Genomic DNA, 17127 nt, shown 5'->3' with positions numbered 1-17127 from the left:
TTTAATGTTCAAAGTGTTACGCGACTGGATTCAGCGCTACTTTTCCGATGAAGAGGCGGTGGTCCTGGCAGTGCTCCTGTTCCTGGCTTTTACCGCCGTGCTCACGCTGGGCGGCATGTTGGCACCGGTGTTGGCGGGGATGGTGCTGGCGTACCTGATGCAAGGGCTGGTCATCACTTTGGAGCGCTTGCGACTGCCGGGTTCGGTCGCGGTAGGGTTGGTGTTCGCGCTGTTCATGGGCGTGCTGGTGGTCTTCCTGGTGGTGATCGTGCCCTTGCTGTGGCACCAGTTGGTGACGTTGTTCAACGAATTGCCGGGGATGCTTGTCAAATGGCAATCGCTGCTGTTGCTGCTACCGGAGCGTTATCCCCACCTGGTCTCGGACGAGCAGGTATTGCAGACGATCGAAGTGGTACGCGGCGAGATCGGCAAGTTCGGCCAGTGGGCGCTGACGTTTTCGCTGTCCAGCCTGCCGTTGCTCGTGAACATCATGATCTATCTGGTGCTGGTGCCAATCCTGGTGTTTTTCTTCCTCAAGGACCGGGAAATGATCGGACGCTGGGTCCGCGGTTACCTGCCGCGCGAACGGGCATTGATCACCCGGGTGGCGCAGGAGATGAATCGGCAGATCGCCAATTACATCCGCGGGAAAGTCATCGAGATTTTTATCTGTGGCGGCGTCACCTACATCGGCTTCGTCGCCCTGGGGCTCAATTACGCCGCCCTGTTGGCGCTGCTGGTGGGTATTTCAGTGGTGGTGCCCTACGTCGGCACCGTGGTGGTGACCGTGCCGGTGGCATTGATCGCACTGTTCCAGTGGGGCTGGAGCGATCAGTTCATCTATCTGATGGCCGTCTACGGAATCATCCAGACCCTGGACGGCAACGTGCTCGTACCGTTGCTGTTCTCCGAGGCGGTGAACCTGCATCCGGTGGCGATTATCTGCGCAGTGTTGCTGTTCGGCGGATTGTGGGGGTTCTGGGGAGTGTTCTTCGCGATTCCCCTGGCGACGCTGTTCAAGGCGGTGCTGGATGCGTGGCCGAGCAAGGAGCCGGTGGTGGCGCCGTTGTTATAAGAGGTGAGTTAGCCTAGCCGGTGAGGCTGCCGGCCTCTTCGCGAGCAGGCTCGCTCCCACATTGGATCGATGATGTTAATCAATTCCCTGTGGGAGCGAGCCTGCTCGCGAAGAGGCCAGTGCTGACGGCGAAGAACTTCAGGACTTGTCGAGGGCCTGAGCCGCCGCCAACACCGCATCCACATGCCCCGGCACCTTCACGCCACGCCATTCCTGGCGCAACACTCCCTGTTTATCGATCAGGAACGTGCTGCGATCAACGCCCAGGTATTCCTTGCCGTAAAGCTTCTTCAACTTGATCACGTCGAACAACTGGCAAACCGCTTCGTCCTTGTCGCTGATCAGCTCGAAGGGGAATTGCTGCTTGCACTTGAAGTTCTCGTGGGACTTGAGGCTGTCCCGGGAGACGCCGAACACTTCGGTGTTGGCGGCCTGGAATTGCGCGTACTGATCGCGGAAACCCTGGCCTTCGGTGGTGCAGCCGGGCGTGCTGTCCTTGGGGTAAAAATAAATGACCACTTGCTTGCCCTTCAGGGCCGCGAGGCTGATGGTCTGCCCGCTGGTGGCGGGCGCCTGGAAATCGGTAACCGGCTGGTCGATGGCAACGGCCATGAACGCTTCCTTACATTGGGTTTTGTGGGCGCCACGGTTCGATCAATGCGTCCAGGTTCATCGCATCGGCGAAATCCAGGAACTGATCGCGCAGCCAGCTGATCTGGGTGCCGGCCGGCAGTGTCACGGTGAACGTGGCGTTGAGCATGGTGCCGCCGGTCTGCGGGGCCTGGTAGGTGTCGCAGGTCAGGTTCTCCAGTTCGACGTGGTGGTCCATGAAGAACTGGCACAGCTCGTTGATGATGTCCGGGCGGTAGGCCGAGCTGACGTAAGCCACATAAGGCAGGGCCTGGGGACGATTCTCCAAGGCGGCGCTGCGTACCACGTTGACGGTGAAGGCATGTTTCTTGGCCAGTACAGGCAGGCTGCCCTCAAGGCGGGCCAGCGCGTCCCAGCTGCCGGAAATTTCCAGCACGAGCGCGCTGCACTCGCCATGACGGGTCAGGCGTGACGTCACGACGGCGCAGCGATTTTCATGGCTGGCGCGGCACAGGACGTTAGTCAGCTCCATGGGGTTGGCGCCAAGGGCACTGATAACAAGGAATTGTTCGCGGACTGTGGGGGTGGACATGCAGCATTCCTAAAGCGATGAGCGGTCGGTACGTTTCAGCTCGATGTGGTGCCAGCCTTGGGAAATCGAACGGTTCAAGCCCTTCGCCTCGTGGATGCGTTGCGTTGCGGGGCAACACAAATACACCGGGACACACGCAGGATCGGGGCTTGTAACGACGAAAACGGAGGCTGGGGACCGGCGTATGAGCTTATCGTTACCGATCAAAGCCTGAAGGGTAGCGAAAACCATCGCCAAGGGGAATGGGAGTTCGCTTGTACAAGCATCTTGGCGCCAGTACCATTACGGCTCTCTTTTTCCGGCAGGAGCGGTTTCATGATTGCGGGCAGTATGGTGGCACTGGTCACACCCATGGATGCACAAGGGCGTCTTGACTGGGCCAGCCTCAGCAAACTCGTGGACTTCCACCTTGAAAACGGCACCCATGCCATTGTCGCCGTCGGCACCACCGGCGAGTCGGCTACCCTTGATGTCAACGAACATATCGAAGTCATCCGCGCCGTCGTCAAGCAGGTCAACGGGCGCATTCCGGTGATCGCCGGCACCGGAGCCAACTCGACCCGCGAAGCCGTCGAACTGACCCGCAACGCCAAGGAAGCCGGCGCCGATGCCTGCCTGCTGGTCGTTCCGTACTACAACAAGCCGACCCAGGAAGGCTTGTACCAGCACTTCAAGTACATTGCCGAAGCGGTCGACATCCCGCAGATCCTCTATAACGTTCCCGGCCGCACCTCCTGCGATATGCAAGCCGAGACCGTGATTCGCCTGTCCACCGTGCCGAACATCATCGGCATCAAGGAAGCCACGGGCGACCTGGTACGGGCCAAGGCCATCCTCGATGGCGTCAGCAAGGATTTCATCGTGCTGTCTGGCGATGACCCGACAGCCGTCGAGCTGATCCTGCTGGGCGGCAAGGGCAATATTTCCGTGACCGCCAACGTCGCTCCGCGAGAAATGGCCGATCTGTGCGAGGCCGCGCTCAAGGGCGATGCCGAGACCGCACGTGCAATCAACGAAAAACTGATGCCGCTGCACAAGGACCTGTTCATCGAAGCCAACCCGATCCCGGTGAAGTTTGCCTTGGTCGAAATGGGCCTGATGCACGAAGGCATTCGCCTGCCGCTCACCTGGTTGAGCAACACCTGTCACGAACCGCTGCGGCAGGCCATGCGCCAGTCCGGCGTCCTGGTTTAATTGAGGAAGTACAACGCATGAAGCGAATGGCCGGACTTTCCGCACTTGCCTTGATTATCTCCAGCACCAGTGGCTGCGGGTGGATCTGGGGACCGGATGGTTACTTCCGCGACCGTGGTAGCGACTACCTCGAAGCGCAACAGACTGCACCGATGCAACTGCCACCGGACGTCAGCGTCGCCAAGCGTTTGGATCCGCTGCTGCCGATCCCGCGCAACGTCGCTGACGACAGCGTCAAGGGCGAATACGTAGTCCCGCGACCACAGCCGCTGTCGGCCGTGGCCGATGCCAGCGACTACACCCTGCAAAAGAGCGGTGACTCCAGCTGGGTCATGGGCCAGCACCCACCGGCCGAAGTCTGGCCGGTGGCGATCCAGTTCTTCCAGGACAACGGTTTCCGCCTGGACGAGCAGCGCCCACAGACGGGTGAATTCACCACCACCTGGCAGCGTTCCGATGAACTGTCCGCCGCCATGGCCAAGCGCCTGAGCGCCGCCGGTGTCTCGGCAGACAGCGAAACCCGCGTGCGCGTACGGATCGAGCCGGGCGTACAGCGCAACACCAGTGAGATCTACGTGGTCAGCGCCGAGCGTCCCGCCGGCAGCACCGCCGACGTGGCCTTCACCAATCGCTCGGTCAATACCGGCCTCGACGCCGCGCTGGTGGACGACATGCTTGCCAGCATGAGCCGCACCGCGGAGCAGGGCGGTTCGGTTTCGATGCTCGCGACCCGCGACTACGACACGCCAAGCCGCGTCAGCCTGAGCGAAGACGGCAGCGGCAACCCGGTGCTCAACGTCGGCTCCGACCTCGACCGTGCCTGGTCGAGCGTGGGTCGTGCGCTGGAGCAGGGCGAATGGCGCGTTGAAGACATCAACCGCAGCCTGGGCCTGTACTACATCAACCTGGCTGAAAAAGCCGAGAAGAAAGACGAGAAGCCTGGCTTCTTCAGCAACCTGTTCGGCAGCGCGCCGGACAAGGAAGAAATCGAAGCCCGCGCCGAGCGTTACCAGGTTCGCCTGAGCAAGGTCGGCGACAACGTCCAGGTCACCGTCGAGAAGAACATCAACACCGTGGCGCCGGCCGATGTAGCCCGCAAGGTGTTGGGCGTGATTCAGGACAACCTGGGCTGATCCGATGCGTTTTGCCGTTCTCGGCAGCGGTAGCCAGGGGAACGGCACGCTGATAGCCAGTGCTGGGACCTACGTTCTGGTCGATTGTGGTTTCTCCCTGCGGGAAACCGAGAAGCGCCTGCTGCGCCTGGGTGTGCACCCGGCGCAACTGAGCGCGATATTGGTGACCCACGAACATGCCGACCACGTGCATGGCGTGGGTTTGCTGTCTCGGCGCTACAATCTGCCGGTGTACCTGAGCCGTGGGACGTTCGAAGGCCTGCGCAAACCCATCGAGCCAGCTGGTTTCGTGGCCGGCGGCGAGCAACTGCGTGTCGGCGGCCTGGATATCAGCGTGGTCAGTGTGGCCCACGATGCCCGGGAGCCAACCCAGTATGTGTTCAGCGACGGCGAGCGGCGCTTTGGATTGCTCACCGACCTGGGATCGTATTGCGACAGGGTCATGGACAGCTACCGGGACCTCGATGCGTTGATGATCGAGTCCAACCACTGCCGGGACATGTTGGCGCGTGGGTACTATCCGTATTTTCTCAAGCAGCGGGTAGGCGGGGAGCACGGACATTTGAACAACCACCAGGCGGCATACCTGGTGGCCGAGTTGGGCTGGCAAGGCCTGCAACACCTGGTCCTGGCCCATTTGAGCAGCAAGAACAACCTGCCGCAGCTGGCCCGGCAATGTTTCGTCGACACCCTTGGGTGCGACCCGGACTGGCTGCAACTGGCCGATCAAGATTCAGGGCTCGACTGGCGACATATCGCCTAGCCCATCTACTTAGCAAGCGGAGCCCATCATGGAAAAACGTGAAGAACTCTACCGCGGCAAAGCGAAGTCGGTTTACAAGACCGACGACGCTGACCGCTTGATCCTGCTGTTTCGCAACGACACTTCGGCGTTCGACGGCAAGCGCATCGAACAACTCGACCGCAAGGGCATGGTGAACAACAAGTTCAACGCCTTCATCATGCAGAAACTCGAAGCCGCCGGCGTGCCGACTCAGTTCGACAAGCTGCTGGGCGACAACGAGTGCCTGGTCAAGAAGCTGGACATGATCCCGGTCGAATGCGTCGTGCGTAACTACGCCGCTGGCAGCCTGGTCAAGCGCCTGGGCGTGGAGGAGGGCATGAAGCTCAACCCTTACACGTTCGAGCTGTTCCTGAAGGACGACGCCAAGGGCGACCCGTTCATCAACGAATCCCATGTCGTGGCCTTCGGTTGGGGCACCGCCGAGCAACTGGCTCGCATGAAGGAACTGTCCCTGAAGGTCAACGAAGTGCTGACCAAGCTGTTCGACGACGCGGGCCTGCTGCTGGTGGACTTCAAGCTTGAATTCGGTGTGTTCAGCGATGGCTCCATCGTCCTGGGCGACGAGTTCAGCCCGGATGGCTGCCGCCTGTGGGACAAGGATACCAAGAAGAAAATGGACAAGGACCGCTTCCGCCAAGGCCTCGGTGACGTCATCGAAGCCTACGAAGAAGTCGCCCAGCGCCTGGGTGTACCGCTGTAGTCGACGCAAGCGACTGATAGCACGGAAAAAATTTCGCCCGGGGGTTCGCTTCCGGCGAATGTGCTGGTATGATGCGCGCCACTGGAGAGATGCCGGAGTGGCCGAACGGGACGGATTCGAAATCCGTTGTACTGGCAACAGTACCTAGGGTTCAAATCCCTATCTCTCCGCCATTATTGAATACGACTAAGCCCCTGAAATGGTTGAACATTTCAGGGGCCTTTTCGTTTTTGGCGATTCTAAAAATCCGTTGCTCATCCAGCCTTACTCAACCGTCCGTCGTAAATCTCGTCCGACCTGTTAGTTCTGACAGTAGCTGGTCCTCCCTGGATGGAGTCTGATGACTCTATGCCGAAAGGCCTTACGTCTTGGTCAGGAAACATCATGGACATCCAATCTTCCGCCTTGAGCGAATTGTTCACGCTATACCCTGTGATCATTATGGGATGGGTAACGCCAGTGAAGCCGGCGGATCGTGCGCATGGCGGTATTCCCAAGAGCCTTTACGACGATCAGCCCAGGGGACTGAGATGTCTGATCGATCCGTGGACCGAACTTCAGCGGCGTTCCTGGACAATGGCGGTGGATGATCGAGCGGACTTGTACGTCAACGACGATCCTTTTCCGGTGGCTGGCAAGGACGTAGGGCCAGGAGAAGAGCAATTGCGAATGGAGTTGCATGTGCCCCATGGCCGTTTATTGGATGGTGTCAATCGGCTGCACTACAAAGTAACCCGTCCCGGCCAGAACGGTGCGCCATCCAGGGATTTGCTCGTACTTTATCACCTCAGGGCGCCGGGCGAGCCTGCGCCCCAAGGTCTCGACCTGGTGATTCCACCCGACGTGATTGCCGACGGAGTCAGCGCCGAACGGGCGGCGCAAGGTGTAGCGTTTGGTTTTACTTATTCCAACCGGCGGACCTATGACCGCATCAATTTTTTGATAGGCAATGCGACGGTTCCATTTGAGGTATTGGACGGTTCGGTGCCCGTGGTGCATACGCTCTTTACCGATACATTCGTACAGGCAGGGGACAATCCAGACACGCCTCTCGAATTCCGGGTGATGGACCAACTGGGCAACTCCAACCAATCAGCGATCAAATACATCGCTGTCCACCTTGATCAGATCGAGCCGGAGCTACCGGTACCCATCGTCGAAGGTGTGCAGGACGGCGGCACGCTCGATCCCTCTCAAACAGTCCAAGTCTGGACTCGAGTACCCGGTGATAGATTGAACCCTGGTGATGACGTCACCGTAACCTGGACGGACTCAAATGGAGCGATCACGCCCTACGTCTCTCCACCCAAACCGTATACGGCCAACGACCAGCCCAATAATTATCTGCGGTTTCTGATCCCTGCGGCTGATGTTCTGAGATTCCTCGGGAAGAACGTGAGAGTCACCTATACGCGGGATCGAAACGGGACGATCACCGGACCATCACTGGCGTTCAATATGCGGGTTGAAACGCCTGTATCGCAGGAGCCGTTCAAGGTCATGGGCGCGCGTTTCAACCGCACCACCTATCGGGCTTCCGGCAGCTCACGGTTGCTGAGCGCGCTGCACGCCACGACCCTGCAGCCGTTGCGGGTCGAGTGGAAATACCTGGATGAATCGAGCTGGAGTGCTCCTTCCGCTAGCTGGCGTGATACCCAACCGTCCAAGCCCTTGCAGGTACGCTCCAGCAGCCATGAGGCGACAGTGAACCCGGCGAATATTTTCGGCAATGGGGCCGATACGCTTACCAATGGTGGTGCGGCTTTTGTCGCCTTGCTCGACCAAGGCAGTGTGGTTGGCTGGGGCAATTCGGATTTCGGCGCGGCACCTCCTGCCTTGAACAACATTGTCGAAATAAGCTGCACCCAGAGCGCTTACGCGGCGCTGGACAGTGGCGGCACTGTCCATGTCTGGGGTGATCCGGCCGCAGGCGGGATGATGGGAAGCGTATTGCCTTATGGCTTCGCTGATTTGACCGCCAATGGCAATGCATTTGCCGGACGCAAGACCAGCAACAACAGCTTGGTGGCCTGGGGGAGAGGTCAGCAGACGGATTTGATCCCCCCGGAACTGGGCGGGCTCCCCGGAACGACACATGTTTACGGCGCCTCCCAGGCATTTGCGGTTCGTCGCCTGAATAACCCAGTCGTGGCCTGGGGTCGAAACTGGGACGGTGACTACGGCGGTACTATTCCTGTGGGCCTCGTCATCACTGACGCGGTGGATATCATGGGCAGTTTCGCCGCTTTCGCGGTGTTGCGTACTGGCGGCCGAGTGGTGGCATGGGGTAATCCTGCCTATGGCGGCACGTCACCAAATCTCTCCGGCATTGCTTCTCTGGGGTGTTCAAACGCCCAGGCGTTCTGTGTCCTGAATAACAGTCAGCAGGTGCAATCGTGGGGCACACCGGATTACGGAGGCGGCGGGGTTCCGTCACCCAACAGCAACGTCGTCGAAGTCGTCAGCACTTGGCGCGCATTCGCCGCGCGTCGCAGTGACGGTACCGTGGGCGCATGGGGGCGGGTTAGCGAGGGTGGAACCGCGCCGCCGGGGCTGGACAACGTGGTGCAGATAGCTGGCAGTTCGGAGGCTTTCGCCGCGTTGCGCAGTGACGGCACGATCGTAGTCTGGGGCAATCAGTCGGTGGGCGGCGTGGCACCGACCCTGACTAACGTCTTGGCCCTCTACAGCAACTCTCATGGTTTTACCGCATTGACCTCTACGGGCGACGTGGTCTCCTGGGGGCATTCCATCGGCGGCGGGAACAATGCGAGCGTAATCCATCTGTTGCGCAACAACGTTTCCTATTACCGCTCGCCACCGGCACCGAGACCGTTGGCCGCCCAGGCTGAGCACGCCTCCAGCATCTCCTGACCGATTATTCGACGCGTGGCTCCTCTCGGCGCAGCGCAAGGGCGCCGAGTCCTCACTTCCTATGAGGTTTCATCATGTCCGGTACGCCTGAACGTGCGGTAAACCTGCCTCCCCCGTCGGTGGATGAAGCGCCTGACGGCGTCCTCGACCCTGCCGATATCCCGCCTGATGGCGCCCGTGTCCGGCTCAAGCGCTCTGCCGCCGATACTGGCTGGCAGAAGGCGTTTGTCTTCGTCGGCCCTACCTATAGCAATCAGCTACCCGTAGGAACGACGATCAAGGATGTCGTGTTCTATGTCGAGGCAGAGCATTTTGTTGCTGATGCGGACGGTATCGTGATCATCCGTTATGACGTGCTGATGAGCGATGGCAGCACGGAACACTCGGAAAATCTTGAACTGAAAGTAGACGTTGGCTTCGAGGCGCCTGCGATATTCGATCTCAGCCAGGATAATTATGTCGCGGTGGCCGACAAGGCTCCGCTGGACGTACCGCCCTATGCCCGGATGACACGACTGGCGACCGGGGGCACCCCGCCCTATCGCTATGAAAGCAGCAACGAGTACGTGGCCAGCGTCGATGCCCAGACCGGCGAGGTGACCGCCAGGGGCAACGGCCAATGCACGATCACTGCCACCGACAGCCTGAATCAGCCGCGCCAGTATGAGCTGACCGTCAAGGGCATCCGGCAAGTGCAGTGGCTGAGTAACAGCGCCGATTGGCAGGGCATGACCGCGGTTTGTGATGTCGCCGGCGTGGATATCGTCGCGCGATCGGACCTCGACCGGTTACGGGCAGTGTACAAACACCCGGATATTGGTGAGGCGGTCGGGGAGTATCTGGGTTGGTTGCCCTATCCGTTCTGGACCGGTGACGCGGCGGGGGCGGGTACCTATTGGATCTATGACATGGACACCGGTGACAAGACGTCAGCCGATGCCGGCGCCCATCACCAGGCACTCGGTATCTCCAAACGAGTGTCATGACTATTCGCTGGAGGGGTGCGCGACATGAACGACACGCCAGAGAACACTGCAGCAAACGCTTTGTTGCCACCGCCTTCCGTGGAGGGAGTGGGTGAGGACGCGACACTTGATCCCGATTCGGTGCCCAAGGGTATCAGGGTTCAAATTCCCGCAGGCAGCTTGGTCGAGGGTGATCTTGCAGTGCTCAGTTGGGCGGACGCGGCAGGCGTCGTGGCCGCTTACACGCGCGACAAGCCCTATACCTATAACGACGTGGGCCAACCTTTGTACTTCACCGTAGCCCAGGCAGAGGCTCGCCGGTTCCTCGATCAAAGCGTGGCGCTGAGCTACACGGTGCAGCGCTTGGGGGGCGGCGCAGACGAAGACTCTGAAGTCTTCAGCTTTCGGGTGGCAAAGCTGCCGCTGCCCGCGCCGACGATGCTGAAGGCCGAGGACAACCAACTGAACCCGGACGACTTGTTAGGTGACGCCACGGCACTGATACCGCGCGAAGCCTGGCTGAAAGCTGGCGATGTACTGCGGGTGAACCTGGCGGGCGCGGCGGGTGCCGGCAGTACCGAGGTGACGCATACGGTCCTGCCGAGCGAGGCCGGGCAGGCGCTGGAAGTTACCATTCTCTATAGCGTGATCAACGCCAACGAAGGCCGGTCTGTCGTGTTGTCCTATACCGTCAACGGGCGGGACCCGAGCCCAGAGGCCGTGTATTCAATCAAGCGAGACATTGGCGCCGGGGAACTGCGGGTCATGGGCGCGCGGTACAACCGTGGCTTGTATCGCTGTTCGGGTTGTTCGCGGCGCTTGAGTGCGTTCCAGGCCGCCACGGGGCGGCCGATCCTGGCGCAATGGCAGTATGACGGTGATGACAGCTGGGTCGCCGGTACGACGTTCCGTGACACCGATGCGTCCCGACTCCTGCATGTGCGCTCAACCGATTCCCAGGTCACCCTCAACCCGGCCAACGTCTTTGGCAACGGCGTCGATACCCTGTTTACCGGCGATGCGGCCTTTGTTGCTCGGCGGAATATCGGCGATCTGGTGGGCTGGGGCAATGCTGTCGAGGGCGCGAAGATTCCGCCAACCATCATCAGCATGGACGATATCGTTGAGGTGAGTGCCACGATGGCGGCGTTTGCCGCGCGCCGCGCCAATGGCAACGTGGTTGCCTGGGGGCTGGCGACCCATGGCGCGGCCATGGGCGATATTTCCAGGCTGGATTTTGCCCAGGTGGTGAGCAATGGCGCGGCGTTCGCCGGTCTCAAGCGCAGCGGCCAACTGGTTGCCTGGGGCGACGGGCCCAGTGGTGGAGTGCTGTCGGAGTCGGTCGCAGAGTGTACCGATATCGTTCGGGTGTATGGCGGGGCGACGGCCTTCACCGCCATCCGCGGCACGGGTGCACTCGTCGCTTGGGGTAACGTCGCCCATGGCGGCGAGCTGGGCGAAGAGATCGCACAGCTGACTGACATCGAAGATGTGATCGGCAACTTTGGCGCGTTCGCCGCCCTGCGTGCCAACCGTCGTCTGATTGCCTGGGGGAGCGACGCGCAAGGTGGGGTGCTGCCGGAAGAGATTGCCTATCTGGATGACGTGATCGAGTTGAGTTGCGCCAATGCCCAGGCCTTCGTCGCCCGGCGCGCCAGCGGCAACATTGTCGCTTGGGGAGCGGCGACTCACGGTGGGGTATTGCCGGACCTTATCAAGGACCTGGACGATGTCGTCGAGGTGACGGCCAATTGGCAGTCGTTTGTCGCCCGTCGGGAAAATGGCCGTGTAGTGGCCTGGGGAACCGTGGAGAGCGGTGGCGAACTCAGCGATGACATCGCCCGGCTGAATGACATTGTCCAGGTGGTTGCGTCATCCAAGGCTTTCGCGGCCCTGCGCGAGGATGGCAGCGTGGTCGCCTGGGGCGACGCCACGGTGGGGGGAGATTCGACTCCGGAAGATGAGTCGTTGATCAATGTCCTTGCCATCTACGGCAACTCACATGGGTTCACTGCCTTGACTGGCGACGGCCGGGTGGTGACCTGGGGCCATGCCCTTGGAGGCGGAGACCGTGACGCCGTGCAGTCTTTGCTCAATGGCCAGGTTTCTTATTACCGGTCAGCCAGGGCACTGGCATGAACGGTGAAGCATCATGAGTCGTTCTTCCCGGGGGGCGCTGGTCAGGCTCGTCTGGCTGCTATGGGTGTTGCTGGGGCCGATGGCTCAGGCGGCCACTGGCCCGGAAGTCGCCCAGCTACTCAACAACCGTTACCGCGCCACCCCACAGGAATGCCCCGGCAATCATGCGGCGTATTACTGCAGCGGGGTGCTGGTCAGCGGGCTGGCGGGCAATTTTACGGTGAAGTTCTGGGAACATGGCCCCACGGCCATTGAACTGGGCGCGCGCAGCTTTTCCTATCTGCGGCGCGATGTGGGCACTCGCACCCTGACGCAGCCCAGCGGAATGGTGTTCAGTGATGCGTTTACTGCCATCAGCCAAGGCAAGCCGCTGGAGGTGCTGTGCGCCTATCCGCTGGTATCGGCGAATCGGGATAAATACGGTTGCGGCATCGGTGGCAGCGAGAATGATCCGGGTTCCTGCGCCGCCCAGGGCGTTAGCGATGCCCCAGGCTGGCTGGCGTTTTTCCAGCAACAAGGCCAGGAACCGTCGTTGCAATGTTCACTGAGTAGCCGGATCGCCGGGCAATTTCGCGCCAGTCTGCTTGCCCATGAGCAACTGGGCGGTAGTTGGGTTGCCCAGCCCAATCAATTGCAGGTACGCAACTGGGATTCCCAAGCCCCGGCGCAGGTGCCTGTGCAGGCGCTGTTTTATGACGTGCATGGGGCCAAGGGACTGCGCGTGGCCCAATCTGACCAGAGGGATTATTACGCGGCCACGGGCGAGTGGCTGCCGATTCTGCGGCTGGATATGACGCAGCCCGACGGCTTGGTGTTTGGTTTCGATTTGCAAGAACAGTTGTATGTCGGTTATCAGGTGGCCGGACGTTTGAATGCGCGCTATGCCAATACTGCTACTACCTGTCCCGACGGCAGCGCGGCGTTCAATTGCAACGGCGTTCTGATACGTACCACCGACGCGCATCCGGATTTTCATGCTTGGAATCCAAGTCCTGGTTCGGTAGAGCGCAATGGTGTGGCATTTTCCTATATGCGCGCCGACATACCCTTTCCGATTCTCGCTTGGGATAAACATCAAGGGTTGATAGTCAAGGAACTCGCTGCACCCATGTCATATCGCCTGATCGTGCGATGTTCCTATCCTTATGACGGATCAACCTTTTCTAGAAGTGACAGTTGTAACGAACACAGTGTTAACCCTGCCGTAAGCCGCCCGTGCGCTGAACAGGGAATTTCCACGGTCGAGCAATGGCTGGTTTATTTTCGCTCTCTTGCTAATCCGATCACAGGATGCAGCTTCAGAGGGGATGCGACGTATTTTGCCTTGAGCATACAAGCCCGGATCCAGCTTCCTGAGAACTTCAAGCGGGGGCACAACGAAGTCATCATTGCCAGTTGGGACCAGGACATTCCAGAACGGATTCCTCTGGAAGCGTTTTTCTATACTGTTTCCAGCCAGGCCCTACCCCAGGCTCGGTATTTTCAGTGGAATTATTTCGAGCAGACCGGAAAATTTTTGCCGATCGTCAAACTCAATCCAACCCCTACGGACGAGGCGCCGAGCTTTTCCTTCGATCCGCGAGATCAGGTGGAGCCTGGAGCACCAGGCATATGAAAATGCTCGAGCCTCGCAAGATCATTCTGTTGTCATTGCTATTAAGTGTCCTCTGCACTCAGGCCGCCACCGGTCCAGAAGTCGCGCAACTGCTCAACAACCGCTATCGCAGCACACCGCAGGAATGCCCCGGCAATCATGCGGCGTATTACTGCAGCGGGGTGCTGGTCAGCGGGCTGGCGGGCAATTTTACGGTGAAGTTCTGGGAACATGGCCCCACGGCCATTGAACTGGGCGCGCGCAGCTTTTCCTATCTGCGGCGCGATGTGGGCACTCGCACCCTGACGCAGCCCAGCGGAATGGTGTTCAGTGATGCGTTTACTGCCATCAGCCAAGGCAAGCCGCTGGAGGTGCTGTGCGCCTATCCGCTGGTATCGGCGAATCGGGATAAATACGGTTGCGGCATCGGTGGCAGCGAGAATGATCCGGGTTCCTGCGCCGCCCAGGGTGTTAGCGATGCCCCAGGCTGGCTGGCGTTTTTCCAGCAACAAGGCCAGGAACCGTCGTTGCAATGTTCACTGAGTAGCCGGATCGCCGGGCAATTTCGCGCCAGTCTGCTTGCCCATGAGCAACTGGGTGGCAGTTGGGTCGCTCAACCCAATCAACTGCAAATGCGTAACTGGGATCCCCAGGCCCCGGAACAGGTGCCTGTACAAGCGTTGTTTTATGACATCAAGCAGCGCGGCGGATTGCGCGTGGCCCAGGCTGACCAGAACGACTATTACGCGGCTACGGGGCAATGGCTGCCGATCCTGCGGCTGGACCTGACACAGCCGGACGGCCTGGTGTTTGGTTTCGATTTGCAGGAGCAGTTGTACATCGGCTATCAGGTGGCGGAGCGGCTCAACAAGCGCTATTTCGATACGGCACAGACTTGTCCGGATGGTCGGGCGTCGTTCTACTGCAATTGGGTAATGTTGAGAGGAACGGATGTTTCCGCTTTATTTCACTCTTGGAATCCCAGTCCCGCTTCGGTCTTGAATAATGGTGTTTCCGTCACTCTCCTCAGGACTGACTCCTTGGTGCCGCGACCGGTTTGGCCTCAAGGTTTATTGTTCAAAGAGTTGGGTGCTCCCACCGCTCACCCGCAGGCATTGCGCTGTGGATACCCTTACGATGGTCATACGGGATGGGGCACCGATGCGTGCCTGGTAAATGACGCATGCGTCAATCTTGGGATCGACAGCCTGGCAAAATGGACGGAGAAATATCATGCGAGTCTCTACTCTTCCTGCAGCTTCGATCCAACGGTAGCGGCTTTTCGATTGATCGATGAGATTCGCCGAACGGTCTCGATGCCTGAGTACGATTGGAACGAATTCATCCTGGCGGCCTGGCCACAAAATATTCCCGAGCAATTGCCCGTCGATGCTCTTTTTTATAGCCACACATCCTATTTTCCAAGAGATGGTCTGGCCGGCGCGCGTTATATCCAAGATGACTACTTCAAGAGTACGCAGCGCTTTTGGCCAATTGTTCAGCTAAAACTTGGCGCCACGGATCGACAGATATTCATCTTTAATCCCGTCGATCAGTGCCTGGCTGACGATTGTGCTCCCCCTGCGCAGGCGTTTGGGGCACAGGACGCGGATATCTGGTTTCTCAAGCACGGGCAATAACATCGAGGGGAGGCTGGTATGAGAGGTTCTTCAGATTGGTCTGGTAAAGGCTTGTTGTTGATCTTGTGTTTGCTTGCTTGCACGACTCAGGCCGCCACTGGCCCGGAAGTCGCACAACTGCTCAACAACCGTTACCGCGCGACTCCGCAGGAATGCCCCGGAAACCATCCTGCGTACTACTGCAGCGGCGTGCTGGTCAGCGGGCTGGCGGGCAATTTCACGGTGAAGTTTTGGGAACATGGCCCCACGGCTATCGCGCTGGGCGCGCGCGGCTTTTCCTATCTGCGGCGCGATGTGGGTACTCGCACCCTGACGCAGCCCAGCGGAATGGTGTTCACTGACTCGTTTACCGCTATCAGCCAAGGCAAACCGCTGGACGTGCTCTGCGCCTTTCCATTGGTGGCGGCGAATCGGGATAAATATGGTTGTGGCGTCGGAGGCAACGAGAGTGATCCGGGCTCCTGCGCTGCCCAGGGCGTGAGCGATGCCCCAGGCTGGCTGGCGCATTTCCAGCAGCAAGGCCAGGCGCCGTCGCTGCAATGTTCGTTGAGCAGCCGCATCGCGGCGCAGTTTCGTGCCAGTTTGCTGGCCCATGAACAACTGGGCGGCAGTTGGAGCGCCCAGCCCAATGAGCTGCAAGTGCGCAATTGGGATCCCCAGGCGCCGGGCCAAGTGCCCGTGCAAGCGTTGTTCTATGACCTCAAGCAGCGCGGCGGGCTACGTGTGGCCCAGGCTGATCAGAACGACTATTACGCGGCCACGGGGCAATGGCTGCCGATCCTGCGCCTGGATCTGACACAGGCCGACGGCCTGGTGTTTGGTTTCGATTTGCAGGAGCAGTTGTACGTCGGCTATCAGGTGGCGGAGCGGCTCAACAAGCGCTATTTCAACACGGCGAAAACCTGCCCGAATGGCCAGCCGGCGCCTTATTGCAATGGGGTCATCGTCAGGGGGGTCCATTCCACCTCACAGTTTCATTCATGGAACCCCAGTCCAATTGCAATCGCCATGGGCGGTGTTTCCAGCAGCTATGCACGGGCTGACTCCTCGCTGGTAATGGTGCCATATCGGCAAGGACTATTGTTCAAACCCTTGTCGGCACCTGCCATCAACCCCGTACCGGTACGTTGCTATTACCCATTCGATGGATGGACGCAGGGTGGGGGAGATGCATGTACAAAGCGTCAGCGGTGTTCGGACCTGGGTATCGACAGCGTTGAAAAATGGGCGGCCCGCTATACTTCGAATGTTTTCGACTCTTGCAGTTTTTCTCCTACGGAAGAAGGCGTCCAGTTGATGATGGACATCCGCAATGGAGTGACCCATCCCCATTCCCACTGGAACGAGTCTGTCCTGACACTTTGGGAACAAAATATCCCGGAGCAGTTGCCTGTCGATGCGTTGTATCACAGCGACGGAGGCGTTCCAGGAGACGGACCTGTCGGGGCGCGGTACATCCAGGATGACTACTTCAAGGTAACGGGGCGCTTCTGGCCTATCGTCCATATGCGTTTCGACGCCACGGACGGCCAGGTATTTAGCTTCACCCCCAATGATCAGTGCTTGAGGGACACCTGCCCACCCCCCCCGGACGCTTTGGGAGTCCAAGAAACGGATTTCTGGCTTCGTTTCTACGAACAATAGCTTCAAGGATGGGCACCGATGAAAACGTCCCTGTGCATTTGCCAAAATCATGGTCCTGGCTCTGTGCGTTTTCACCGGCCAGGCCGCCGCTGATTTGAAATGTCAGAAAATTCCCCGCAGCTCCTGCGTCCATCCCATCTTTTTTATCCCGCCCAACCCCTCCGCAACCTGCATAACCATA

Annotated in this window: 13 protein-coding genes and 1 tRNA gene; 12 read left to right on the top strand and 2 right to left on the bottom strand. The window is 59.6% G+C overall.

All coding sequences use genetic code 11. The annotated features are described in order from the left end of the window. The first annotated feature begins 4 nt into the window (after positions 1-4). On the top strand, positions 5-1075 hold the full coding sequence (locus tag J3P76_RS18420) for an AI-2E family transporter (protein ID WP_420766704.1): 1071 nt from the start codon (positions 5-7) through the stop codon (positions 1073-1075). Positions 1076-1213: 138 nt separating this feature from the next. Here J3P76_RS18420 and J3P76_RS18415 read toward each other — a convergent pair whose 3' ends face one another. Next, positions 1214-1687 carry a peroxiredoxin gene (locus J3P76_RS18415; protein ID WP_434610103.1) on the bottom strand — a complete coding sequence of 158 codons (474 nt, stop codon included), beginning with the start codon at positions 1685-1687 and terminating at the stop codon, positions 1214-1216. Positions 1688-1697: 10 nt separating this feature from the next. Beyond that, positions 1698-2258 carry a glycine cleavage system protein R gene (locus tag J3P76_RS18410; RefSeq protein ID WP_003184325.1) on the bottom strand — a complete coding sequence of 187 codons (561 nt, stop codon included), beginning with the start codon at positions 2256-2258 and terminating at the stop codon, positions 1698-1700. A 315-nt stretch (positions 2259-2573) separates the two neighbouring features. On the opposite strand from J3P76_RS18410, the gene dapA reads away from it, so the two are divergent. From dapA to J3P76_RS18355, 11 genes are all read left to right on the top strand, one after another. Further along, complete coding sequence (dapA, locus tag J3P76_RS18405) at positions 2574-3452, top strand: 4-hydroxy-tetrahydrodipicolinate synthase (protein ID WP_420766702.1); 879 nt, start codon at positions 2574-2576, stop codon at positions 3450-3452. Between the two features lie 17 nt (positions 3453-3469). Further along, the gene (gene bamC / locus J3P76_RS18400) at positions 3470-4585 is read left to right on the top strand and encodes an outer membrane protein assembly factor BamC (RefSeq protein ID WP_420766701.1); all 1116 of its coding nucleotides are present in this window, start codon (positions 3470-3472) and stop codon (positions 4583-4585) included. A 4-nt stretch (positions 4586-4589) separates the two neighbouring features. Beyond that, positions 4590-5348 carry an MBL fold metallo-hydrolase gene (locus J3P76_RS18395; RefSeq protein WP_420766700.1) on the top strand — a complete coding sequence of 253 codons (759 nt, stop codon included), beginning with the start codon at positions 4590-4592 and terminating at the stop codon, positions 5346-5348. A gap of 28 nt (positions 5349-5376) precedes the next feature. Beyond that, a complete protein-coding gene (gene purC / locus J3P76_RS18390; protein WP_025212375.1) occupies positions 5377-6090 on the top strand; it encodes a phosphoribosylaminoimidazolesuccinocarboxamide synthase in 714 nt (237 codons plus the stop codon). 83 nt (positions 6091-6173) lie between these two features. After that, a tRNA-Ser gene (locus J3P76_RS18385) sits at positions 6174-6263 on the top strand. 211 nt (positions 6264-6474) lie between these two features. Next, positions 6475-8964: an RCC1 domain-containing protein gene (locus tag J3P76_RS18380; protein ID WP_434701074.1), complete on the top strand. Its 2490-nt coding sequence runs from the start codon at positions 6475-6477 to the stop codon at positions 8962-8964. Between the two features lie 74 nt (positions 8965-9038). Next, complete coding sequence (locus tag J3P76_RS18375) at positions 9039-9950, top strand: Ig-like domain-containing protein (RefSeq protein ID WP_434610108.1); 912 nt, start codon at positions 9039-9041, stop codon at positions 9948-9950. Positions 9951-9974: 24 nt separating this feature from the next. Next, positions 9975-12068, top strand: a complete 2094-nt coding sequence (locus J3P76_RS18370; RefSeq protein ID WP_434701073.1) for an RCC1 domain-containing protein — start codon at positions 9975-9977, stop codon at positions 12066-12068. 13 nt (positions 12069-12081) lie between these two features. After that, complete coding sequence (locus J3P76_RS18365; protein ID WP_434610112.1) at positions 12082-13683, top strand: hypothetical protein; 1602 nt, start codon at positions 12082-12084, stop codon at positions 13681-13683. Further along, positions 13680-15302: a hypothetical protein gene (locus tag J3P76_RS18360; protein WP_434701072.1), complete on the top strand. Its 1623-nt coding sequence runs from the start codon at positions 13680-13682 to the stop codon at positions 15300-15302. Before J3P76_RS18365 ends, J3P76_RS18360 begins: the two co-directional genes overlap by 4 nt. A gap of 18 nt (positions 15303-15320) precedes the next feature. Then, positions 15321-16946 carry a hypothetical protein gene (locus J3P76_RS18355; protein ID WP_434610116.1) on the top strand — a complete coding sequence of 542 codons (1626 nt, stop codon included), beginning with the start codon at positions 15321-15323 and terminating at the stop codon, positions 16944-16946. Positions 16947-17127: the final 181 nt, after the last annotated feature.

The sequence above is a fragment of the Pseudomonas sp. D1-36 genome (genome assembly GCF_051132205.1).
Classification (GTDB): domain Bacteria; phylum Pseudomonadota; class Gammaproteobacteria; order Pseudomonadales; family Pseudomonadaceae; genus Aquipseudomonas.
The sequence above is the reverse complement of the archived record's forward strand: the minus strand, read 5'-3'. Positions and strand labels throughout refer to the sequence as shown.